Source organism: Cyanobium sp. HWJ4-Hawea, assembly GCF_024345815.1.
Classification (GTDB): domain Bacteria; phylum Cyanobacteriota; class Cyanobacteriia; order PCC-6307; family Cyanobiaceae; genus Cyanobium_A.
Genome location: NZ_JAGQBV010000042.1, coordinates 1 through 19,891, shown reverse-complemented (window position 1 = coordinate 19,891; position 19,891 = coordinate 1). Strand labels below are relative to the sequence as shown.

28 protein-coding genes and 1 pseudogene are annotated in these 19,891 nt (G+C 55.7%); 16 read left to right on the top strand and 13 right to left on the bottom strand.

Annotated features, from left to right (window positions below; translation table 11 throughout):
* Positions 1 to 257: 257 nt before the first annotated feature.
* The 4 genes from KBY58_RS09920 to KBY58_RS09905 are packed head-to-tail and all read right to left on the bottom strand — an operon-like array spanning position 258 to position 1,482.
* A complete protein-coding gene (locus KBY58_RS09920) occupies positions 258 to 566 on the bottom strand; it encodes an addiction module antidote protein (protein ID WP_255004183.1) in 309 nt (102 codons plus the stop codon).
* A complete protein-coding gene (locus KBY58_RS09915; protein ID WP_409995746.1) occupies positions 566 to 814 on the bottom strand; it encodes a type II toxin-antitoxin system RelE/ParE family toxin in 249 nt (82 codons plus the stop codon). Before KBY58_RS09915 ends, KBY58_RS09920 begins: the two co-directional genes overlap by 1 nt.
* Positions 815 to 820: 6 nt before the next feature.
* Positions 821 to 1,177 carry a type II toxin-antitoxin system HigA family antitoxin gene (locus KBY58_RS09910; RefSeq protein WP_255004182.1) on the bottom strand — a complete coding sequence of 119 codons (357 nt, stop codon included), beginning with the start codon at positions 1,175 to 1,177 and terminating at the stop codon, positions 821 to 823.
* Between the two features lie 8 nt (positions 1,178 to 1,185).
* On the bottom strand, positions 1,186 to 1,482 hold the full coding sequence (locus tag KBY58_RS09905) for a type II toxin-antitoxin system HigB family toxin (protein WP_255004181.1): 297 nt from the start codon (positions 1,480 to 1,482) through the stop codon (positions 1,186 to 1,188).
* Positions 1,483 to 1,897: 415 nt separating this feature from the next.
* On the opposite strand from KBY58_RS09905, the gene KBY58_RS09900 reads away from it, so the two are divergent.
* A complete protein-coding gene (locus KBY58_RS09900) occupies positions 1,898 to 2,380 on the top strand; it encodes a hypothetical protein (protein WP_255004179.1) in 483 nt (160 codons plus the stop codon).
* A 50-nt stretch (positions 2,381 to 2,430) separates the two neighbouring features.
* Here the strand turns inward: KBY58_RS09900 and KBY58_RS09895 are convergent, their stop codons facing one another.
* Positions 2,431 to 3,546 carry a DUF819 family protein gene (locus KBY58_RS09895; RefSeq protein WP_255004178.1) on the bottom strand — a complete coding sequence of 372 codons (1,116 nt, stop codon included), beginning with the start codon at positions 3,544 to 3,546 and terminating at the stop codon, positions 2,431 to 2,433.
* Between the two features lie 124 nt (positions 3,547 to 3,670).
* Here KBY58_RS09895 and KBY58_RS09890 point away from each other — a divergent pair, with 124 nt between their 5' ends.
* Complete coding sequence (locus KBY58_RS09890; protein WP_255004177.1) at positions 3,671 to 4,501, top strand: response regulator transcription factor; 831 nt, start codon at positions 3,671 to 3,673, stop codon at positions 4,499 to 4,501.
* A gap of 91 nt (positions 4,502 to 4,592) precedes the next feature.
* The gene (locus KBY58_RS09885; RefSeq protein WP_255004175.1) at positions 4,593 to 5,033 is read left to right on the top strand and encodes a hypothetical protein; all 441 of its coding nucleotides are present in this window, start codon (positions 4,593 to 4,595) and stop codon (positions 5,031 to 5,033) included.
* Between the two features lie 433 nt (positions 5,034 to 5,466).
* On the opposite strand, the gene KBY58_RS09880 is transcribed toward KBY58_RS09885, so the two are convergent.
* Entirely contained in the window at positions 5,467 to 6,039 is a 573-nt protein-coding gene (locus tag KBY58_RS09880) for a pyridoxamine 5'-phosphate oxidase family protein (protein ID WP_255004174.1), read from the bottom strand.
* A gap of 765 nt (positions 6,040 to 6,804) precedes the next feature.
* Here KBY58_RS09880 and KBY58_RS09875 point away from each other — a divergent pair.
* The 11 genes from KBY58_RS09875 to KBY58_RS09825 all read left to right on the top strand — a co-directional run bounded on the left by KBY58_RS09875 (position 6,805) and on the right by KBY58_RS09825 (position 12,910).
* Complete coding sequence (locus KBY58_RS09875; RefSeq protein WP_255004173.1) at positions 6,805 to 7,230, top strand: hypothetical protein; 426 nt, start codon at positions 6,805 to 6,807, stop codon at positions 7,228 to 7,230.
* A gap of 75 nt (positions 7,231 to 7,305) precedes the next feature.
* On the top strand, positions 7,306 to 7,563 hold the full coding sequence (locus KBY58_RS09870; protein WP_255004172.1) for a hypothetical protein: 258 nt from the start codon (positions 7,306 to 7,308) through the stop codon (positions 7,561 to 7,563).
* 114 nt (positions 7,564 to 7,677) lie between these two features.
* Positions 7,678 to 8,748: a type I restriction endonuclease gene (locus KBY58_RS09865; RefSeq protein WP_255004171.1), complete on the top strand. Its 1,071-nt coding sequence runs from the start codon at positions 7,678 to 7,680 to the stop codon at positions 8,746 to 8,748.
* A 79-nt stretch (positions 8,749 to 8,827) separates the two neighbouring features.
* Entirely contained in the window at positions 8,828 to 8,983 is a 156-nt protein-coding gene (locus KBY58_RS09860) for a hypothetical protein (protein ID WP_255004170.1), read from the top strand.
* A gap of 32 nt (positions 8,984 to 9,015) precedes the next feature.
* Complete coding sequence (locus KBY58_RS09855; protein ID WP_255004169.1) at positions 9,016 to 9,714, top strand: hypothetical protein; 699 nt, start codon at positions 9,016 to 9,018, stop codon at positions 9,712 to 9,714.
* Between the two features lie 49 nt (positions 9,715 to 9,763).
* Positions 9,764 to 10,606 carry a hypothetical protein gene (locus KBY58_RS09850; protein WP_255004168.1) on the top strand — a complete coding sequence of 281 codons (843 nt, stop codon included), beginning with the start codon at positions 9,764 to 9,766 and terminating at the stop codon, positions 10,604 to 10,606.
* A gap of 55 nt (positions 10,607 to 10,661) precedes the next feature.
* Positions 10,662 to 11,078 (top strand): hypothetical protein, encoded by a 417-nt coding sequence (locus KBY58_RS09845; protein ID WP_255004167.1) that lies wholly within the window; start codon positions 10,662 to 10,664, stop codon positions 11,076 to 11,078.
* A gap of 201 nt (positions 11,079 to 11,279) precedes the next feature.
* Positions 11,280 to 11,864, top strand: coding sequence for a hypothetical protein (locus KBY58_RS09840; RefSeq protein ID WP_255004166.1), 585 nt, complete (start codon positions 11,280 to 11,282; stop codon positions 11,862 to 11,864).
* A gap of 103 nt (positions 11,865 to 11,967) precedes the next feature.
* Positions 11,968 to 12,192, top strand: coding sequence for a hypothetical protein (locus tag KBY58_RS09835; RefSeq protein WP_255004165.1), 225 nt, complete (start codon positions 11,968 to 11,970; stop codon positions 12,190 to 12,192).
* A 71-nt stretch (positions 12,193 to 12,263) separates the two neighbouring features.
* The gene (locus KBY58_RS09830; protein WP_255004164.1) at positions 12,264 to 12,503 is read left to right on the top strand and encodes an AbrB/MazE/SpoVT family DNA-binding domain-containing protein; all 240 of its coding nucleotides are present in this window, start codon (positions 12,264 to 12,266) and stop codon (positions 12,501 to 12,503) included.
* Positions 12,503 to 12,910 carry a type II toxin-antitoxin system VapC family toxin gene (locus KBY58_RS09825; RefSeq protein ID WP_255004163.1) on the top strand — a complete coding sequence of 136 codons (408 nt, stop codon included), beginning with the start codon at positions 12,503 to 12,505 and terminating at the stop codon, positions 12,908 to 12,910. Before KBY58_RS09830 ends, KBY58_RS09825 begins: the two co-directional genes overlap by 1 nt.
* Positions 12,911 to 13,018: 108 nt before the next feature.
* Here the strand turns inward: KBY58_RS09825 and KBY58_RS09820 are convergent, their stop codons facing one another.
* Positions 13,019 to 13,264, bottom strand: a complete 246-nt coding sequence (locus KBY58_RS09820) for a GlsB/YeaQ/YmgE family stress response membrane protein (protein WP_255004162.1) — start codon at positions 13,262 to 13,264, stop codon at positions 13,019 to 13,021.
* 243 nt (positions 13,265 to 13,507) lie between these two features.
* On the opposite strand from KBY58_RS09820, the gene KBY58_RS09815 reads away from it, so the two are divergent.
* Positions 13,508 to 14,887 (top strand): J domain-containing protein, encoded by a 1,380-nt coding sequence (locus KBY58_RS09815; RefSeq protein WP_255004161.1) that lies wholly within the window; start codon positions 13,508 to 13,510, stop codon positions 14,885 to 14,887.
* A 471-nt stretch (positions 14,888 to 15,358) separates the two neighbouring features.
* Here KBY58_RS09815 and KBY58_RS09810 read toward each other — a convergent pair whose 3' ends face one another.
* The 4 genes from KBY58_RS09810 to KBY58_RS09795 form a co-directional block, all read right to left on the bottom strand.
* Positions 15,359 to 15,598, bottom strand: coding sequence for a hypothetical protein (locus KBY58_RS09810; protein WP_255004160.1), 240 nt, complete (start codon positions 15,596 to 15,598; stop codon positions 15,359 to 15,361).
* A 36-nt stretch (positions 15,599 to 15,634) separates the two neighbouring features.
* Positions 15,635 to 16,072 carry a type II toxin-antitoxin system VapC family toxin gene (locus tag KBY58_RS09805; protein ID WP_255004158.1) on the bottom strand — a complete coding sequence of 146 codons (438 nt, stop codon included), beginning with the start codon at positions 16,070 to 16,072 and terminating at the stop codon, positions 15,635 to 15,637.
* Positions 16,059 to 16,295, bottom strand: coding sequence for a FitA-like ribbon-helix-helix domain-containing protein (locus KBY58_RS09800; protein ID WP_255004157.1), 237 nt, complete (start codon positions 16,293 to 16,295; stop codon positions 16,059 to 16,061). Before KBY58_RS09800 ends, KBY58_RS09805 begins: the two co-directional genes overlap by 14 nt.
* A gap of 119 nt (positions 16,296 to 16,414) precedes the next feature.
* A complete protein-coding gene (locus tag KBY58_RS09795) occupies positions 16,415 to 16,669 on the bottom strand; it encodes a helix-turn-helix domain-containing protein (RefSeq protein WP_255004156.1) in 255 nt (84 codons plus the stop codon).
* Positions 16,670 to 17,054: 385 nt separating this feature from the next.
* On the opposite strand from KBY58_RS09795, the gene KBY58_RS09790 reads away from it, so the two are divergent.
* Positions 17,055 to 17,318: a type II toxin-antitoxin system RelE family toxin gene (locus tag KBY58_RS09790; protein WP_255004155.1), complete on the top strand. Its 264-nt coding sequence runs from the start codon at positions 17,055 to 17,057 to the stop codon at positions 17,316 to 17,318.
* Between the two features lie 605 nt (positions 17,319 to 17,923).
* Here KBY58_RS09790 and KBY58_RS09785 read toward each other — a convergent pair.
* The gene (locus tag KBY58_RS09785; protein WP_255004154.1) at positions 17,924 to 19,612 is read right to left on the bottom strand and encodes an alpha-keto acid decarboxylase family protein; all 1,689 of its coding nucleotides are present in this window, start codon (positions 19,610 to 19,612) and stop codon (positions 17,924 to 17,926) included.
* 47 nt (positions 19,613 to 19,659) lie between these two features.
* A pseudogene (locus KBY58_RS09780) lies at positions 19,660 to 19,891 on the bottom strand (sodium:calcium antiporter); the annotation flags it as partial.

The window sequence follows — 19,891 nt, the reverse complement described above, 5'->3', positions numbered from 1 at the left end:
TAATTGATGATGACTGCGAGCTCCTGCAACGAGGTCTCGGGGGTGATTTCAGCCATTCATCACAAGCGGCTTAGCGCTCTGCCTGGGGCGCTGTCTTTGTCGGAAGAATTGCTATTGATCGTCTTCCTCAGTTCAAAGCGCATTAACTGCAACTAGCCCCTGAGGGCATCGCGCAAGTCCTCGCCGCGCAATGGGAAGGCAAGGCCAACTAGTTCTATTCGGCCCCTACTGTCAAAGACAGTGGTGTCTAAGGAAGCTCAGGCTGCCTCAGGCTCATCACGCACACCGGCGCTCAACTTCAACCCAAGCGCGGCAATGACCTTCAGGATTGTGTCAAAACTGGGGCTGCGCTCACCTGAAAGCGCCTTGTAAAGGCTCTCACGGGATAGGCCTGTTTGGCGTGCGATCTCTGTCATGCCTTTAGCTCGGGCAATATCACCAAGGGCCTTGGCAATAAACGCCGTATCTCCATTTGCTTCTTCAATACAAGCTTCTAGATAAGCCGCCATCTCCTCGGGTGTTCTAAGCGTCTTAGCGACGTCGTAGCGCAGGGTTTTAATCGCCATCAACCATCCTCCTTGATCTGACGGGCCAGTATCAGTGCCTCCTCGATATCCCAGGACTGTGATGACTTATCGCCACCAGCCAGGAGAATGATCAATTTGGAGTCCTTCTGCTGGTAGTAGACCCTGTAACCAGGGCCATAGTTGATCCGCAATTCAGAAATGCCAAATCGAACAGGTCTGAACTGAACTCTCGCCCTAGCCCTCAGATTACGAAGATCCTCGAGCCATTGGGCGAACCGTTCCCCCAGTTTAGCTCAGGTGAAGATCAGCACTTCAGCAGGCAGGCCAAACTTCTTCACCAGTTTACGTATCATGACCAAAGAAAGTGGGCGTTGTTTATTCATCACCTCTGAAATACGTCCGCTGCTGCCAATCACATCCTCCAGATCTTTCCGAGAAAGACCCTGTTGCTCCAACATAAATTCGATCGCCGCAATCGGCTCAGGCGGACTGATTGGGCAATGCTTCGCCTCATAGTCATCAACCAAAACAGTCAACACCTCAAGACGATCCCTTTCAGGGCTCCCTGAAACTGCATCCAGGCAGCAATCAATTTCCTTAAGCGCAAGTTCGTAATCGACTTGGTTACGAATGGGTTTAATGGGTTGCATGGTGTGTCTCAGATTGTTGAGGCGTCGATCTTGTCGTATTCGCCGTGACTGCCAATAAAGCGGATATAGACGGCTCTCAATTCATATTCAACCTTGACTACAAGCCGATACTTGTTGCCACCGATGTTGAATACAACTCTGTTATTAGCCAGAAAACTGGCACTGGAGTAGATGGCCTTGACCTCCTTTGGATGACTCCAGCTAGCCGCTTTGACTAGGGCATGCCAAGCCTTTAGGGGTTGCTCAGCATCGCCATGGCCCGACTCCCAGAACTGCACCAAGGTTCGCTTGGCGATTACGCGCACTTCCCATTGCGACTCCTCCCATTATGGGAGGAAGAGGCCTGGCTGTCTAGCGGGCTCTGCATCCGCTGACTCGGTTCTCTGCACCAAAGATTGGGGGCGACCGAACGGGGCCGTGGGGGCCGTACCTAATCGGGCGGTCTGCACCCTATTAAGGCCCAGCCAAAGGCAGCACATTGACGCTGTTCAGGGGAAGCCCCAAAGGCCAACTTGAATTCATCTCACCGAGGTAAATCCCATGACTACCAACATCTGTTGCTGCACCGTTTGTGGTTGCGGCTGTGGCAAGGCCGGCTGCACCTGCGGCAAGGCTTAGCTCACAAAAGGCAGGTACCCATTGGGTGCCTGCCAAAAAAATCGCTAGTGTTTTATTCAGCCGGCCCTGGGCCGGTAACCCTTGCCATCAGCTCAGATTTCCATGGCCAAAGCGCTCAGAATTGCCCTCAGCACAGTGCTGCTCTCGACCACCCTGGCGGTGATGAGCACTGGGCGTGTCGAGGCCAAACCCGCCTGCCCCGACACCTGGGATAGCAACCAGTGCGATTACTACCGAGATGGATATAAAGCCGGATCAAAGGACAAAAAAGCAGGCAAGAGCAACGAGTTCAGCCGCCACAGTGACAGCTACGACTCCCGCTTTCGCTCAAACTATCAAGCTGGCTATGAAACCGGCTGGGATGCAACTCCAGCAGGTGGCTACTCCAGCGGCAAGGTGAAGTGTCCCGACACCTGGACTGGTGCCAAGTGCGACTATTTCCGCGATGGCTACAAGCAGGGCAAGGTTGACCGCGGCGCCAATCTGAGCATGGCCTATCAGCGCCACTCAGGCCTGTACGACTCACGTTTTGAAGAAGCCTTCAGCGTGGGCTATGAAGCGGGCTGGCAGGGCACTAGCTACTAAATAGCAGCCCTTGGGCTAGTTGCATTGGGGGCGGCAGTTGCCGCCCTTTTTTATTGGCCACCGCTAAACAAGCCAACGGTCCGCGCCACACCCAGGCCGAGGTAACTGCCCATTAGGTAGCCAATCATGCCCAGGGCCGTACCGGGCAGTAGGAGGTCTCGGCGGCCGAGGCCCAAGGCAATGGCAACTGCGGTGCTGGGTCCGCCGATGGCGGCCATGCTCGCCACCAGGGCCCGCTCCAGGGAAGCCCTGCGCCCACGGGCCAGCAACCAGAGCACAAGGCCCTGAACTGCCACGATCGCAATACAGAACAGCAGCAGCCAGATGCCTGCGGGCAGGAGTTCTCGCCAGGGGGTCGACAGGCCCACCATCGAAAAGAAGGGCAGCATCAGCAGTAGGCCCAGCTCCGGATCGTCCTGAGGCGCTGCTTTTGTAGGCAGCTGGGCGATCAGCACAGCCAGACTGGTGACGACCAACAACAGCGGCAGTTGCCAGGGCAGGAGTAACCGCTGGCAAATGAAGGCCAGGACCACAACCCCAAGGCCAACCACCAGGGAGCGCAACCTGGCCTGGAGCTGTTCTCGAGGCTGGTCACCCTGCGGTTTTTCCTGCTCGCTGGCAAGGGCGGGTGGGGTATCGGCTGCTAGGCCCAGACCCGCCGCCATGCAGATCAGGAACCAAAGGATCCCGGTCAAATTGTCGGCGGCCAACACCAGGGCAAATAGGGGTGGAGCCAGCGCCAGGCTCTCGGCCACTGCCACCTGATTGACGGTGCCGCCAGTAAATCCAGCCGCCAACACGCCAGCAATGGCTGCATTTGCCTGGCCCAGGGGCATGGACAGCAACAGGCCAAAGAGCACCGCCGCCGCGCATACCAAGACAATTGCCAAGGCAAAGGGCTTGAGCAGGGCTCGACCCTGGGGCAGCAGGCGCCGCAGATCCAGGGGCAGGATCAAGACCGCAATCGCCAGGGCGGTGACCGGTCCGCTGATCCATTGGCGGGCGATAGCTCCAGGCACAAAGCCAGTGCCAGCAACGGCCATCGAAAGCAGCAGCACCAGGATCGGTGCACCCAATTGGCCACCGCGGCGGGTGAAGCGGGCCAGGGCCAGGGAGCTGGCGATCAGCACCGACACCAGCAATAGATCCAGAACAACCCTGAGCACGGCGGCCCTGATGGAGGTGAGTGCTCCTCAGATTCGTCGATGCCAGTTGGGATGGCCAAGCAATTGAGAAATGGGGATCTAGGGTCGCCCTACTTCTGCCCGTTTACACGGGGTGCATCAGGCGATGGGCAAGGCCAGCCGCCACCCCGAAGGTTTGCTGCTCAGCCTTGGGGCTGCAGAGATGGCCCGACTAGAGGCAGCTGCCACCAAGGTGGGCCTGAATGGCCTCACCGACGACTCGATTGGAGCAGTTATTGGCCGCCCGGTTCGGATCGCCCTGCTGGATGGTTCGCTGCTGGAGCGACAGTTTTGGTTAATGCTGTTTTTTCTGGCACCGAGCTGGGAGCTGGTGGCCATATCGGACAGCCTGGAAGATCTAACCAGGGAGCTTGCGGCAGAAGGGGTTCAGGCAGCTGATCTGGTGATCGCCGATCCCACCGGCCTGTGTAAGCAATGCCCGGTGAGCTGTTTGGGGGATCTGCAGAGCTGTCCACTGCTGAGCCACCGGGAAGTAATCGAAAAGCTGCCACCGATGCTGCTGCACCTGCGCAAGGGCGACATGAACCTCGCCTGCAGGGCCATGCAGGCTGGCGTGAAGGGTTTGCAGTTGCATCGCCGGGGGCTGATGGGCCTGCGGGATGCGGTGCTGGCAATCGTGAATGGCAATGTGTGGATCGATCCAGACCTCTCCACCGACCTATTGGGGCTGTTGCGCAGCAATGGGGGGCGGCTGGCTCCAGCCACTGATGGCGAAATCGAGGTGCTAGTGAGCGAAAGGGAGCAGGAGGTGCTTCTTGCCCTGGAGAAAGGCGCCAAGGTGGCTGATGTGGCAAGGAGCCTGGTGCTGTCCGAAAACACAATCAAAACCCACCTGCGCCGGATCTACGAAAAGCTCGACGTAGACAACCGCCACGACGCCGTAATGCGTGCACGGCTAACGGGCCAATTGAACTGAGATTCACCCACTGATTCACCCCTGGGGGTGATACCGGAACTGCACCGACGCTGGGATATTGAAGCGGTAAAGGCAACTAGCCGAACAGCGGATGAAAGAAGAAACCTTGGAAGCAATCCAAATCGGGATCGTCAGCGGCATTGCTACCAGCTTTGTCGCGATGTTTTTCGCAATGGGCGGTTCAATTAGTACCAGCAACAAATTCTGTTCTTCCTACCAGAAGAACCTTGGCGAAGCTCAGATGAGTCTTGGCATATGGGAGAGTCGCTTACAAATCAAACGAACAGCTGAGGAGAACTATCTAAGTAAGCCTACCCCTGCGGAAATTAAGCAGAGCAAAACAATCAAGCAGACGCTGCCTGAGCTACGCCAAATTGTTGATGAGATCACTGAAGTTAAGGATGAACGAGAAAGTGACCTAATGTTGTGCGATGAATCTGTCAGGAACGGATACCAAGACGGAATGATAAATGCTGCGATGGTAGCTGGACTGGCTGTCGGGCTCTGCGTCTTCGTAAACAATAAAGAATAAGGGGCATAAGCCCAAATCCTTCTAGGCGCGTAAAAACGCTGTCGCAAGAGGCTTTGAGTAAGCGAATGTCCCCACTTGTAGGGACAGTCAATAGATCCTGTAAACGGTCTGCCGCACCTTGTACTTCATCGGCAGCAGCGGCTTCATTGCACCCAGCAAGCTTTAGCCAATCGCGTCGTTGGCGGGCTACGGCATGGCGGGTTGCACCACCCTCAAGCTCGCCATCTCGGCCAAGAAAAGATTTGGGGCTGAGGGCTGAATCCACGCCACCGCTATGACCAGACGGAGAACCCACGGCCAATACGCCGCCGAGTTCGCCTCCATCCATGGCAATCGGGTGGAAGTGCTGGGCCAGTTCGCCAACAACAAAACCGCAATCCGGCATCGCTGCACCATCCATAAGGAGCAGCGGCTGGTGTGGGCCTGCGCTCTGTCAGGGGTTGAGCGCCTCCTCCCTCCAGCAGCTCTCGCGGCGCCAGCGCCGACGCCGATGGGGATGGCCGACGAGCTCCAGCAGCTCCACCTGGCTGAGGGCGAAGCGCAGCAGCAAAAAGTGCTCCGGCATCGGCACCACGTCATCCAGCTCTTCTGGAAACAGAGCGCCTGTGGCAAAAGGTTCCGACGGTGTCGGCCAGCTCCAGAGGGCCCTCCCACCTGGGCTGAGCGTTTGCCAGTGCCGCTTCCGTTCCCGCAGCTGGAGATCGGGCTCCATCTTCTCGAGACGGCCTCGCAGGCGGAACTGGCTGCGAGCCTTCGGCAGCAACCAGCAGAGCTCCACCTGCGGTTGATGCAACAGCTCAGCAGGCTTGGCGCTACGACCATCGGTAAGCAGATCAAGCTCCGCCGGTCCGCTCCAGCCGCGAAACACAAGGGTGCGAACCCGAGGGGATCCATCCGGAGCAACGGTGGCTAGCTGCAGCCAACGGCCCATCGGTGAGCGCCCCTCCCGCTCGCGAGCACCGCGCAGCAAAGGCCGCCACTGAGGCAGGGAGTCGGATCCATTCATCAGCGGGTGCTGTGCTCATCGGTGCCAACCAGCGCCGAAGCATTGGCTGATCGCTGGATTTAAGGCCATGGCCGGGGCCGCGCCTACTGATCGTTTGAGGCGGCCTAGGGCCTGGCTGAAATTCACCCGCTGATTCACCCCCGGGGGTGATACCGGAACTGATCCAATCTTGAAATAGTGAAGAAGTCCAAAGGGGGCAACCCCACTAAACAACCCACTCACAAAACGGCGAGTCCTATGACTTTCAACGCAAAACTCATGCCAAAACTATTGCTTGGCGCTGCAGCGATGCTCACCATCACGGCAATACCAGCAAACGCATCTTGCTACGGCTCTGGCTCCAACCGCATATGCGATGGGAACGGCGGCATTGGCGCGACGTATTCAAACAGGGGCAGCGACGGCAGCACAACTTATTACAACAACGGACAGAGAAGCCGCACTCAGACATATTCTTCTTCGCCAAGTCTTGGCGGAGGCTATACACAACAACGCCGTACAACATTTTACTGACGACACTTGCTAAAGGGGCATGGTGGCCAGCCCCGCCACCGCCGTGGTCAACTTTCAGAACACTTGCCCTTGCGGCGAGATCCTTACCTGCTTCAACGACTGGCTCCTCCAGTCAGGCGCCATTGAGCACGAGATTGCCCCTTTATCCGTTCAGCTTTTACCCCATACTTCCCTATCTGACCGATAGAAACCGCCGCCGGCCCGACCAATCGCCATGGCCAGTGGCATCACGCCAAAACAACCCCATTCATCGTGTCACGCAACCCTGCATCAGACCTTATTCAATTCATTGCTGGCGGAGCACTGTTTGGCTCTGGCGGCTTTCTGCTCGCCAATCAAGTGATGGCCAGCTCGGCATTTGCCTATCGCGGCGGCATGGGCTGGGGTCGTTACGGCGGCGGTGGCTCGATGTTCCCCATCGGCACCCAGGGCATGGGCCTACTGATGATCCCGCTTGGCATTGGCGTCTGCCTGATGTTTGCCGGCGCCTACAAGAGGTGGGCCAACCTCTTGGTCTGGGCCTCACTGGCGGCACTGGTAGTAGGCGTGCTCAACAGCATCCGCCTGACCTTCATTCCCACCACGCTGTGGGCACTCGCCACCTACATCGTGATGATCGCGGCGGGCGGCGGCCTCATGTTCCGGAGCCTGCGTGATGTCGACGGCAAAGGGCCCTGAAGGAACTTTCACCCTGAATTCCTTGGCCCAATAGCCACGACCAACCAACCGCAACTAACAACCGAGCAACGACAAATGGCTGGCTTCATCCTTGATGGCTTCCTGTTCTCTGTGGCCCGGCGCGTCTGGCCCAGCCACCCGGCTGTGGTCGAAAGAGTCGAGCGCCTGCGCGAGATGGACAACCTGCATGCCCGCCTCGCCGAGTGGGTGATCTACCCCGAATGGGGCGAGGTGGACCCCTGGGATGACCACACCATGGGGCTCACCAACTGCATCCGGCCTGAGGGGCCAATGCCCGCGGATGAGGAGCAGGGCCAGGAGCAGGAGCCTTAGGGGCGAACCAGGGAATCCCGTTTACGAATGCCAGCCCTTATACAAAGCACCCTTAAGACCTGCTATTTGCCTCACGATGATGTACTTGTTGGACAACAGCCCCTATCGAGCGCCATGGATCTGATCGACCACCTGCAGACCCTGGCGGCCAGAGCAGAGCAAACCGGCGACAGCCTCACCAATGAGGAGGCCACAAAGATGGCTCTCATTGCCCCCTTCATCCAGGCACTGGGCTACGACATCTTCAACCCCACCGAGGTAAAGCCTGAGTTCAGTGCTGACCTGCCTGGCATAAAGCAGGGCGAGCGGGTGGACTATGCGGTCCTTGAGAACGGTCAGCCAAAGATCCTGGTCGAGGCAAAGCCATATCGGACCGATCTCAAGAGCGCCGAGAAGGGCCAGCTATCTCGCTACTTCCAGGCCACCCACGCCCGAATTGGCATCCTGACCAACGGCAGGCAGTTCCTGTTCTTCTCGGATCTCGACCGTCAGAACCTGATGGACGAAAAGCCTTTTGCCGAGATTGACCTGAGTGATCTGAAGTCAGCCCCGCTGGAGCAGATCAAGCAAATGTCCAAGGCGATGTTCGACCTGGAGACACTGCTCTCCACCGCCGAACGCCTCAAGTATCTGCGTGGACTGAAGGAAGAGATCAAGGCTGAGCTGACTGATCCCAGCGACTGGCTGGTGCGGGAGATGGCCCGCCGGGTCCATACCGCCGAGCGGGTCACAGGACAGCTACTGGAGAAGTTCAAGCCAGTGGTGATGGACGCCATAAATGCAGTGATCAACGACCGCATTAACGACCGTCTCAGCTCTGCAATGGCAGCAGAGAAAGCTCACGCCGCCAATGAAGAACCCGAAGACGGTACCGCCGCTGCCGAAACAGGTGATGGCAGCGTCTTCACCGAAGAGGAGCGGGAAGGCCTGTATGTCGTCAGAGCTATTTGCTCCAGCGAGATCGACCCCAATCGCCTTACCGAAAAAGACACCAAGACCTACTGCAACATCCTGCTGGACGGGAACACCTGGAAGTCGGTTCTACGGATGCACTTCAACGGTTCCACCAAACGGCTGGAAATCTTTGATGAAACCGAACCGAAATTCGTTCAGCTCGAAAAGGTGTCAGACATCTACCTCCACAGCGATCGCATCAGGGCTTCTCTCAAGTCAAAACTGGCCTGAGCGCTGAAAGGGAATAGCGCCCCAGGCAACGAGGGTCAAGGCAAGCAACGAGCTGGCGGCCATCCACTGAAACCAACCCGTGAACCTCCTCTCCCTAATCAACCGCCGCAAGCTATTGGCTGCAGCCATCGCTGCCGTAGCAATGGTGATCCTCCTGAAAGCATCGGCACCACTGTTCTGGCTACTGCTCTTCACCGCCTTGGTGTATGCCTTCTTCCCTGCCCCCAATGATTGAACACACCCAACACCACGACCTTTCGCTTGAAAATGGGTCTCTTCGACTGGGCCACAGGACTCTTTCCTAAGGCACCCCCACCAGCACAGCTCAGCTTCAATGCTCCACCAGGAGCGAGGGCCTTTGGCACCGGCAAGCTGGTGGAGGAGATGACTGATGCGGACGTACGGGAAAGCACGGAACTGCTTTGGAAGATGGGAGAAGACGAAGGGTTGATTAAGGCATGGGAAATCGACGGGGCATTGGACTACCGCTCAACGCTTCTGGAGATTGCCCTAGATGGGATGGAAGCAGAAACTAGAGAGCTCCTCCCCAGAATCCCTGAGGCATTGCTTCGTTGTCAGGTCCTGCCCGTTACCAATGCTGAGTGGCAAAGGAGAGCCGATAACCCTCCAGGCCCACATCAGCGGACAATTTCATTGCTCGCCGTAACCAGGGACGAGCTAGAGCAAATTCCCGGCATTCGGATATACGCATCCAAGAGCTCGAAGAAAGAGACAGGCAAGTGCTACTACCGTGGCTGCGTAGAGGTTGATTGCAATTACGGCGAAGATGCAGGTACCTTCTTGGCCAAAACCAACAAGATCACTCGGCTAGTTGTGCTTGGCGAAGACCTGACAGCTGATTTCGAGCAAAGGACCGGCGATGGAACCTTCACACCACAGCAATGGGTGGAGCAAGTCCTCAGGCCAATGGTCCTGAAAGAGGAGCCGGAATCCTTTTTGAAATAACTGCCACCCCACTGGCGACAGAGCCAACACCACAACCACCCCACCACCAATGCAGCTACGTCTTCTCGCTACAGCAGCAGCGCTTGCAGTTACATCACTCCTCGCCCAACCCGCTGCCGCATCCGTCTCTGTAAACACCAAGACCGGCAACGCTCAGTTCGTCAACGATGGAGACAACGGTCTCTACATCTCAAACGGATCCACCTCCGCAAGGAAGGGCCAAGCCGATGTCTACAGCCAGCCCGTCAGTGCATCAAAGACTGTTCGCTGGGATGCCTGCTCAACAGCTCCATGCCCAGATGAGCCAACACCTTCCGCCGCACCAGGGCCACCCGGCGCAAAGGTGATCCGCAAGCTGACCCCTGCTGAACTCAGCTTCTACGGAACCCTGCAGGCAAAGGTTGAACTACCAAAGCCCATCGCCAATCTCAAGGCAGCCATGGCGATCTCGTCTGAACGCCTTGGCTATGTCTCCGTTCAGAGCCTTGGCGAAGCGATGCAGCCAACCCGGGATGCCTTGGCCCTCGTCAATGATCCAGAAAATCCCTACGTCCTAAATGCAAGAAAAGCCCTTGTGCTCTCAGCTGCCTGGGCCAACACCCGTCGCTTGATAATTGATGCTGAAGTGCATGGCGAGGAATTTCGAAGGGCCTGGGGTGGCGAATTTCCAGTCCCCTGCAATTCAATGAACGACCTGATAAATGCCTTTAATCAGGAGGCTGGGTACAAGGCAGTAGATCTTCAATTTGGCAAGAACATTTTCAATGCCTGCAGGTACAAAAGCGGGCCCATCGAAGACGCAATGCTTGCCGCTGTGCGCAGGGCCCTTGCAAATGAGCCAACCCCTGATCCCCTTGTGTTCACCTACGACACCAAATCGTTCCTGAAGTAAGTGCCCCTCTTCCTGCCTGGCGCAAAAGACCTCTAAGCACCCAACACCACGACCAATGAAACGCTCCCTGACTATCGCCGCTGCCACTGCACTTGCTTTCATTGCTTCGCCAGCCATGGCCGAAAGCTGGAAAATCCGTCTCTCCGGTCAAGGTGATGTCTTCGTCTCCGGCGGAAGCAACACCTATGTAGTAGCCAAGACTGAGCCGGGCAACGTCCTGGCCGTCTATCACACCACTCTTAAGTCGAACTACTGGACTGGTGCCGGGGTCTGGTACGACCATGAGCCAACAGCTAGCCGTGCTTGCCCGGTCGCTCAGCCCGATGGATGGGGTGATCCACAAGGCTGCATCGCAGGAGTAAAAGGCCGAATCCAACTGCCCGCAGGGACTAACCCAACTGACTACACAATCGACATCAAATGGATTGAAAACGGCGCGGAACAAAGCACAAAGTTTCGGCTAACTAGCTAGCCCACATACCTCTCCATGCAGCAGGGCCCCTAGGTAACTGGTTCAAACGATGACCACGGCGAACTCCGGCATGGCCCTCAGCACTGGCTTGTTGTGACAGGCCGCATCCGCGGGCATGCTTGTAACCCCAGCACCCCTAACTTGCCCCAGAACGTCCAATCCCCGGAGTGCCTCCACAAGATCGGGGGAGCGCAGTTGTTCATGGCACCAGCCTGGACGCCCGATCAGAAGGGGGTCAAGGTCCAGATCGTGGATGTGTTTGCCCTCCGCCTAGCCAATGGGTATGAGAAAGACCCAGCGGGTCGACTACTTCTCCAATCAGAGGAGTCGGTAGCCCAGGGCCGGAGCTGGTCTCTAGCGAAGGCCTGCCAGCTTGTCCGCAACGACGCCGCACCTCATCGCTGGGTCGTCTTGCATCGCCACAAGAAAGCGTGGGGCTTGTTCTGGGCTGGCGGCGGCCTAGATCTCTGTAGAGACGAGCTTGGCAAGCAGGCCGGAACTGAGACGGCCGGGGCACTTGTTCCAGCCACGCCAGAGGCACTGTTGAGGCTGGTATTGGCGATGGAGGATCCGGAGGACGCCGCAGTCCTGCAGGCACGTGCCATCAAGACCAAGGGCAAGGGCCAGGGCAAATCAATAGCCGCCCAAATAGGTTTTCCCTGGAGAGCTGTTGCGATCACATCCCTGGCTTGGCTTTTCGTACTTACGGGCATCAGCTCCTATGCCGTATTTCAGTTGCAGCAGCAGTCGGAGCTCATAAAGCAGCTGATAAGGGAGGGGAAGTAAGGGCCAACGCCGCACCATGGCGGCACCGCACCGCGGCGGCACTGGCAGCAGCGTCAAAGGCCACGGCCCGCCAGAATCAGCACACCACGTCGGTTCACGCCAGATGTCTGACCACAGCCCCCGCGAAATGATCCGGGCCCACGCCTATCCCGTTCTGGCTGCCGTCAGCACGGTGGCACTGGTTGTGATTGCTGCATCCCTGGCCCCTATATCCCAACAGGCGAAATACCAAAACCGTTGCGTAGAAGAGACGCTGCGCCAAGTCGGGACCAAAGCACCAGCGATTGTGCACGCGATCGCGGTCAATAGGTGCAGCGGTGGCTCGTAGCGCTCAGCGTCTCCTGCCCGGGATGGCTTTCGCCAGTAAGATTCTTACTGATATTGCCAGGGCGTTAGTCGATGCGGATCACCAGCAAGGGCCAGGTGACCATCCCCCAGGAGATCCGTGAGCAGTGCGGCCTGCTGCCCCAGACCCAGGTGCGCTTCCTGGTGGAGGAAGGCCGGGTGCTGATCGAAAAGGAACCAACGGAGGGATCACCTGGCAGCGAAGGCCTGCAACGGCTGCGTCGGGCCCGCCTGCGAACTCGGCTCAGCACCGATGAGCTGCTTGCCCTCACCCGTGGCGACGAGCAGTCCTGATGGTTTTCGTGGATTCCAATGTGATCCTCGATGTGATCACAGCTGATCCCATCTGGCAGACCTGGAGTGAAGAGCAACTTGGCCTTTGGCTCGACCGGGGTCCGCTGCTGATCAATCCGATCGTCTATGCCGAGATCGCCTTCGCCTGCGAGGCGATCGAGACCGTGGATGACCTGTTGCCGTCCCATCTTTATACCTACCGCCCCATCCCCCGCGAAGCCGCCTTTCTGGCTGCCAGGGCTCACGCCGACTACAAAGCTCGGGGCGGTTCGCGACACACCGTGCTGGCTGATTTCCTGATCGGCGCCCATGCCCTAATGGAGCGGGTGCCGCTGCTAACCCGCGACCGGCGCCGCTACCTGCAGGCCTTTCCTGGCCTGCGGCTGATCAGTCCATCGCCAGATTGACCAGCTGCTGGGCCCCTATATCCCAACAGGCGAAATACCAAAACAGTCGATTACATCGCCCAAAGAAGCGGCTGCCTGCTGCGCCTCGCCTTTCAAGGCTCATGGCAATCAGGCTCGCTTCAGCACGCGCAGGACAACCAGCAACAGGATCGCACCGAGCGTGGCGACCACAATGCTGCCCAGGAGCCCGCCACCAATTAGCCCGCCGAGCCCTCCAAACAACAGGCCTCCGATCAGGGCACCGATGATCCCGACCACCAGGTCACCGATCAGGCCAAAGCCACCACCCTTCACCAACACGCCAGCCAACCAGCCGGCTACTACTCCAACAAAGAGGAAAAAGAGGACATTCATCGGAGCGCTTTGCGATCTACCGCAGGAATATGTCTTTCACGCTAGACGCACCTGCAGGCGCAGACAGCCGGCCCTACACAAAAACGATCAAAGGCAGCGCTCGAACCGCCAATTTAGTCAATAATGCTGCCTGCTTTAGCTGCCTCATTGGAGCCGAAATTCACCCCCGGATTCACCCCCGCGGGTGATACCGGAACTGCTCCAACCTTGAAATAGTGAAGAGGTCGGCACTCCTCTATTACTGTGACAAAGGCAAGTTCACCAGAGAAGACAAGCGATGCTCTTGGATACTATAAATTATTGGGTGTAGAGATCGGGTGCTCCAACGACGAAATAAAAAAAGCATATAAAAAAATGTGCCTTAAATTGCATCCCGATGTAAATCCTGCAAGTGATGCAAACGAGTCGTTTCTAAATCTTCAGAAAGCATACGAGATCCTCAATAACTCTCAGAAGAGAGCAGAGTATGATACAAAATGTGTAAGAGCGCCAAACTCTAACCAGGAGCCCCCGAAGGAAGGAAACGATAGAGAATCGACTCTGGAGCCAATAAGATGCTCTAAATGCAATTGCGTTACAGCACAACCAAGATATGTAGTGTTCTGGGAGACGCTAAGCTTCCTAAACACTGTCAGAACGCCCATTCAAGGCGTGATGTGCATAAATTGTGCTGGTGATGCTGCATATGAAGCGACCAAAAAGAGTCTGATATTTGGTTGGTGGGGAATATGGGGCATAATCTTGACACCATTATCAGTAATTGGAAATCTTATAGGGGGCGACAAGCCTGCCCAAAACAACGGGGGAATACTGCTGTATCAATCGTGGTATTTTGCGCAAAATAATAGACCCGAGCTCGCTTTCATACTTGCGTCAGAAGCATTGTACTATTTAAAAAAATCATCAGCAAAAGACAAAAATTCACTGGTATCGATTTGTCAGAGCATTATTGATACTTACAGGCAAGATGGAGAGGGGAAATCACTTGCAGACGTATGGGGCACAAGACTACCAAGAAGCAGTGATCAGTGGAAAGCAGTTGGGGTCTGCTGTGCTGGATGGATAGCAGGATTTGTGGGGCTAATAGGAATTAGTCTATTGAGTGGAAATATAGAGGGAACGGGAAGCAGAGCTGGTGAAGAGGTACCTGAATATACATTTCAAACGCCCAAAAGTAGCAATGAGGCTCAATCCTCTGACCCCTACTTCACCACTGAGCCCACCAAAGAAATACCAATACCACAAATCTACCTACCTCTGAGCACAGGTTACCTCCCAAGCAAGGAGGTGAGCAACGACGGAGGTCGATCCGAGATAACACTAAAGAACAATAGCGAAATTAACTTCCACGTCAAACTGTACAAAGAGGACCAAGGCATTTGGGTGATCAGCAGAGAACTATATCTCAAGGGGAACGAGGAATTCACACTGAAAAATCTTGAGCCAGGGCAATACGAAATACGCCGGAAAGACGTCCAAAGCAAAAATGCAAGCAAAACGCGAGCATTCACAATGGAAGAGACGAGGACGGATGATGCAATTAACTACACAACATTGACAATCACCCTTAATGCCATCCATGGCAACAGCAGAATTATCCCCATTTCTGCGGCTGATTTTTAATTAAGCCTGGCAAATACTCAACTAATTCTCGATACATAAGCACCAGGGGCGCGCGCATAGCGCCATAGATTCTCAAGGCGTCACAGCCTAGCCTGAGCACATAATAGCAAGATTATTCATAATTGAGCCTGGCAGCGATGCGGCAAATATAGTCAATGCATAATAATGAATTTTAAAAATAAGGATACCTTTGCTTGGCATCATGAAGTCCTGGGCAGCAATGAGAAAGATAGGCAGAGTAAATCTTTTTTGTATCCACACAAAGCATCAAAACTGGCTTACCAAGTGCACGCATTATCAATGCCAACCTACTAAGCAGGCGGTTATAGAATGCCTAAAACAAAGCAAAGTAAAGCGATCTCAAAGGCGAATCTGCTTGGATCTTTTGGATCTCACCAGAGGGTTTGGCAGGGGAAGGTGGAGAGCTGGGGATCGGGATCAATCCACCGCCACCACACCAAAGCGTGGCACCTAAGGCAGCAGGGGGCTCAACTCCCAGAGCTCCAGCTCACTGGGGTCGGTGGGTTCGAGCAGCACGTTGGGCTGGCTGAGGGGGCCCCGGCTGCGTAACCGGCCAGGGATGCGCTGGGGAACCGGCGCCGCCAGGGGCATCATTCGCGACAGATGGGTTTTGGCCTGGTGCACGTTCACCACTCGCATGGGATCCCCCTGCATGGCGCCCCCTGCCATTGACTGGCTTGGTTTAGCCATGGACTAAGTCCATTAAAAATCGGGTTCGGGTTGTGGTCATGGGGCAGGCTCGGTTGGCCCTTGAAAGGGATTCAGCAAGGCCACGCCCGTTGGCAGAAAATCAGCCGTGTTGCGGGTCACCACCGTGAGGTCATGCAGCAGTGCGATCGCCGCGATCTGCTTGTCGAGCGCATGTTCGGGATGCGGCACCCGCAGCCGTCCCCAGAGCTGAGCGGCCTCCGCGTCGAGCACCAGGACCCGTTCGCCGTAGGCCTCCAGCAGCACAGCCAGCCATTGCTCCAGCGCATCGGCCTGGGCCGCGTCGCCTCTGCGGCGGATCAGATCCACGCCACGGCGCAGTTCACCGATGGTGATAGTCGATAGAAATAACGGCTGGTCTTGGTCGCTGACCGCGCCGAAGAAAGCCTGCACCCCCGGGTCGGCCCGTAAACCCTTGCGGGCTTCGCTGATCACATTGGTGTCAAGCAAATACATCGGTGTCGTCCCCGGCCTCGCTGCGACGCTCGAAATCCTCGTCGCGACCTACATCCGGCATGGCGGCCAGCAGATCGGCCAATTTGCGGCGGGGCGGGCTCAATAACACCGCCTTGAGAATGGCCCGGTGCTCCGCTTCGGCGCTGCGGCCGTGCTCTCCAGCCTGCTTTTTCAAGGCTCGCACCAAGGCCTCCTCCACACCTCTCACCAGCAGGTCAGCCATGCTTGCCCATCAGGTTGCTATCAATGCTAGCGGCACTAGCCTGGCCTTCTTCGCTCTGGCGATGGTGCCGGTGGCCCTGCTCTGGTGGATCTGGATCCGTGCCCGCGCTGGCCTGCCCATCACCACTCGGCCGGATCGACGCTGCTCTCCCGGGGCCGCACCACCAGTTCGAGATCGAGCGCGGCCAGGATCAACAGCAAGCGCTCCAGGGTGAGGCGCCCCGGTTGCAGCTCCAGCTGGGAGAGCCGGGCCTGGCTGGTGCCTCCGGCCTTGAGGGCCAGCTCCTGCTGGCTAAGCCCCTGCTGCCGCCGGACACCCTTGAGAAGCGGCCCCAACTGGGCAGGGGCGCGGATCACCTGCTCTCCTGCGGCCATTACCTACTTGGATTCTCAATAAATAGAAATTAACAGGATCCTCAATAAATGGCCATTATTAGGAATCCGACTGAAACGGGATGCCAATGGGGGACGCGAAAAGGATCAGAAGCAAGCATGAAGCGCCGCCGTCATGACGTCTTGACGTTAAAGTGCTAAAGTCGAGAAATGGATGAAGCAAAACGGGCCACCATCTACTTCGACGCGGATGTTCATCGTGCACTGCGTCTAAGAGCTGCTGCATGTAGCCGCTCAATGTCGGACATGGTCAACGAAGCAGTGCGCATGACATTGGCAGAAGATGCTGATGACTTGAGAGATGCTGATCAGAGGCAAGCTGAGTCAAGCTATGGCTTCGAAGAGTTTGTCACAAGCCTAAGAAATAGTGGCCGAATATAGTCTCTCGATTAAGTCATCAGCTGCCAAAGAACTCCAAGCGGTATCAGGCAAGGCGACGTTGGCACGGTTGATTGAGAAGATTAGATCACTAGCCACGCATCCACGGCCTTTAGGGTCTGAAAAGCTCGCAGGCAGGCCTAATCTTTATCGTGTCCGACAGGGCAACTATCGGGTCATTTACTCCGTCGATGATGAGATGCGTGTTGTCGACGTTGTCAAGGTTGGCCATCGAAGAGATGTCTACCGATGAGTAAACCTTCTAACATCAAAATACAGAAGAAGGCAGCCATTAATGGGGCTTGAGGTGGCGATACTTTTGCAGCCGACTTCTGGGCATATCCGGCAAGGTGTACCCGATCTCGTCTTGATCCAGGAGCTGGCGAATCGTTCGGTTAAGGGCCCCTGAGACGGAATCTCGTCCGAGAGCATGGGCATTTCAGACTTGCTCAATGGGCCATCTGCCAGAGCTTGCAACACCAGATGAGGGAGTCTGCCCTCACCCAGCGACTCTGCCCCTGACTCTGCCCCTGACTCTGCCCCTGACTCTGCCCCTGACTCTGCCCCTGACTCTGCCCCCCTTGACCGACTCTGCCCTGGGCTGAAGTGTTGTATTCAACTAAGGGCAGAGTCACCAGAAAACGCAGGCCCACTTCTTCAAACAGTGGTGAAGGCAGGTGTTGGTTGGCAGCTTCCTCCAGGATCACGAAACACACGACTGATCACACGATTGCGCAGGCGGCTGATCCAGCGCGGGAGATCGTCGAGGCTCGGGCAAGCTGGATTTACCGGATATTCAATTTCCCCATTATACAAAACATCATCCTCAAGTGATTAATATTTTTCCCCTGAATTGCACTATGCTTTCGAAACGCTGGGCGTCTCCAGCTTGAAAAGCATATCCAGGGCCTCTTTGGGCAATGGAACATTCTCGGATGAGGGAATCATGACCTCGATATATGCCGCTTGACTTGGATTATTAGATATATGCTTGATGGCATCTTCAAGCTCTCCAAGTGTCGCAACCTGCCGGCAATGCCAGGCCTTGCAGCCTAACACCTCAGGAAGGCGGCTATATTTGATGGAAGCAATATCGTTGTATTGATTTCTGCCGGGCTTCCAGATAGTGTTTTCACAGCCATAGGTGCCATTGTTCAGTATAAATATTACTGGCTTAACGTCATGGAAGCCCATCGTCGCGATCGTGCCCATTGTTTCCTGGTGTGCACCGTCGCCACTTACCAAAACTGTTCTGCGAGACGGGTTTTCCATTGCGATACCCATCGCAGCAGGACCAGCCCAACCTATCGAACTCCACAGAACCTGGGCTTCCGCTCGCACACCTTTATGTAGCTTCATGCTCAAGAGAGGTATTTCGCAGCTACCAGCCTCTATAACAAGAATATCCCCAGATTTAAGCATATTCTGAAGTCTTGGATAGAAAGCTTTCGAAGAGATTTTTTCACTTGGGCCTCCCCCAGACGGCAAAAACTCGTAGGTCTCGCATATTGGGCCTTCATTGATTCTTCCGCTTAATAAGACGATCAGGCGATCGACAAGATCTTCCATCGCTACATCGACAAAAATGTGATCACCAACCTGCACCCAGAAATCATGAATGCATATGTGATTACTGCTTGGGATGCGGGAGGTCCAAAAGCCTGTATTGACATGCTCATTTACTTGGGAGCCAAGCTCAATAATTAGATCTGCACTTTCGACAATTTGTTGCACCCCTTTTGGTGTCGACTCTATTCCTGAATACATTCCCAGAAACTGAGGGCTGCTTTCGTCTAGGAAACCCTTGTTTAGCGGTGCCACTGCAAAGGGCAAATTAAGTTGGTTAATTAATCGCTCAATTTTGCTCGACAATCCAAGCCGAGCGCAAAGTGTGGATGGCAGCAAGACTGGGCTAGAGCTAGCATTTAATTTGTCGGCAATTGTATTCGCAGCCGCATCAAGCTCAGCTCCACTACTTTTCATTCGCCTAAGACTACTCAGATTCTCCCTGTAGTATTTTGTGCCGCTGACGGGCATAAGACCTACATCTTGGGGGAGCAAAATGTAAGCGGGTTCGCATTTAGACAAGGCCATGCGGATCGCCCGTTCGATTTCTTCGACCGCATTCTCTGCTGTCAATATCGCTTTAACGCAGCAAGCCGATTCAATAATATGCTCGTGATCGCCATAGTTTCCATCACCAAAAGTATGGTAAGTACTGAGCTTTTGGTGGACAATTCGTCTGCATGGAGATCCGACAACAATAAATACTGGGAGGCGATGGGCTTTGCTGCCCATCAGTCCATTAATGGTACTCAGCTCACCCACGCCATAGGTAGTGCATAAAAATGAAGCCCCGCGCATTCGCGCATATCCATCTGCAGAGTAAGCGGCATTCAGTTCGCTTACACAACCAATCCACTGAAGATCATCTGATGCTTCTATGGCATCAAGAATCGGAAACGGGAAGTCTCCAGGAATCCCAAAAGCCTTATCTATTCCAAGATCAACAAATCGCTGAACTAAGTACTCAGAAACTGTAAGCATAATGCTTTTAATTCACTAGACATTATCAGCGATTATTATAGCCCCGCCTAAGTAGCCCGGGATTTCCGCCTCCAGGCCAAGGCGCTCCAGGTGACACACACCAGCACCGCCGGCAGAACCGCCACCAAAACCACCAGCCGAAATTCATCCAATGCCGCGGGGAGCATATTCAGCACCAATTGCTCCACCAGATAGAGGCCATAGAGCCCCAAGAGCAGACCGCCTTCCAGCCTGGTGATCACGCCACCACTCCAGAAAATTGGCACGCAGACCAGGGTG

Excerpts from the sequence above, each read along its gene's own strand:
- KBY58_RS09920 (WP_255004183.1), bottom strand. The coding sequence starts at position 566 with ATGGCGATTAAAACCCTGCGCTACGACGTCGCTAAGACGCTTAGAACA.
- KBY58_RS09910 (WP_255004182.1), bottom strand. The coding sequence starts at position 1,177 with ATGCAACCCATTAAACCCATTCGTAACCAAGTCGATTACGAACTTGCG.
- KBY58_RS09900 (WP_255004179.1), top strand. The coding sequence starts at position 1,898 with ATGGCCAAAGCGCTCAGAATTGCCCTCAGCACAGTGCTGCTCTCGACC.
- KBY58_RS09890 (WP_255004177.1), top strand. The coding sequence starts at position 3,671 with ATGGGCAAGGCCAGCCGCCACCCCGAAGGTTTGCTGCTCAGCCTTGGG.
- KBY58_RS09885 (WP_255004175.1), top strand. The coding sequence starts at position 4,593 with ATGAAAGAAGAAACCTTGGAAGCAATCCAAATCGGGATCGTCAGCGGC.
- KBY58_RS09880 (WP_255004174.1), bottom strand. The coding sequence starts at position 6,039 with ATGAATGGATCCGACTCCCTGCCTCAGTGGCGGCCTTTGCTGCGCGGT.
- KBY58_RS09870 (WP_255004172.1), top strand. The coding sequence starts at position 7,306 with ATGGCTGGCTTCATCCTTGATGGCTTCCTGTTCTCTGTGGCCCGGCGC.
- KBY58_RS09865 (WP_255004171.1), top strand. The coding sequence starts at position 7,678 with ATGGATCTGATCGACCACCTGCAGACCCTGGCGGCCAGAGCAGAGCAA.
- KBY58_RS09855 (WP_255004169.1), top strand. The coding sequence starts at position 9,016 with ATGGGTCTCTTCGACTGGGCCACAGGACTCTTTCCTAAGGCACCCCCA.
- KBY58_RS09850 (WP_255004168.1), top strand. The coding sequence starts at position 9,764 with ATGCAGCTACGTCTTCTCGCTACAGCAGCAGCGCTTGCAGTTACATCA.
- KBY58_RS09845 (WP_255004167.1), top strand. The coding sequence starts at position 10,662 with ATGAAACGCTCCCTGACTATCGCCGCTGCCACTGCACTTGCTTTCATT.
- KBY58_RS09840 (WP_255004166.1), top strand. The coding sequence starts at position 11,280 with ATGGCACCAGCCTGGACGCCCGATCAGAAGGGGGTCAAGGTCCAGATC.
- KBY58_RS09835 (WP_255004165.1), top strand. The coding sequence starts at position 11,968 with ATGTCTGACCACAGCCCCCGCGAAATGATCCGGGCCCACGCCTATCCC.
- KBY58_RS09830 (WP_255004164.1), top strand. The coding sequence starts at position 12,264 with ATGCGGATCACCAGCAAGGGCCAGGTGACCATCCCCCAGGAGATCCGT.
- KBY58_RS09825 (WP_255004163.1), top strand. The coding sequence starts at position 12,503 with ATGGTTTTCGTGGATTCCAATGTGATCCTCGATGTGATCACAGCTGAT.
- KBY58_RS09820 (WP_255004162.1), bottom strand. The coding sequence starts at position 13,264 with ATGAATGTCCTCTTTTTCCTCTTTGTTGGAGTAGTAGCCGGCTGGTTG.
- KBY58_RS09810 (WP_255004160.1), bottom strand. The coding sequence starts at position 15,598 with ATGGCTAAACCAAGCCAGTCAATGGCAGGGGGCGCCATGCAGGGGGAT.
- KBY58_RS09805 (WP_255004158.1), bottom strand. The coding sequence starts at position 16,072 with ATGTATTTGCTTGACACCAATGTGATCAGCGAAGCCCGCAAGGGTTTA.
- KBY58_RS09800 (WP_255004157.1), bottom strand. The coding sequence starts at position 16,295 with ATGGCTGACCTGCTGGTGAGAGGTGTGGAGGAGGCCTTGGTGCGAGCC.
- KBY58_RS09795 (WP_255004156.1), bottom strand. The coding sequence starts at position 16,669 with ATGGCCGCAGGAGAGCAGGTGATCCGCGCCCCTGCCCAGTTGGGGCCG.
- KBY58_RS09785 (WP_255004154.1), bottom strand. The coding sequence starts at position 19,612 with ATGCTTACAGTTTCTGAGTACTTAGTTCAGCGATTTGTTGATCTTGGA.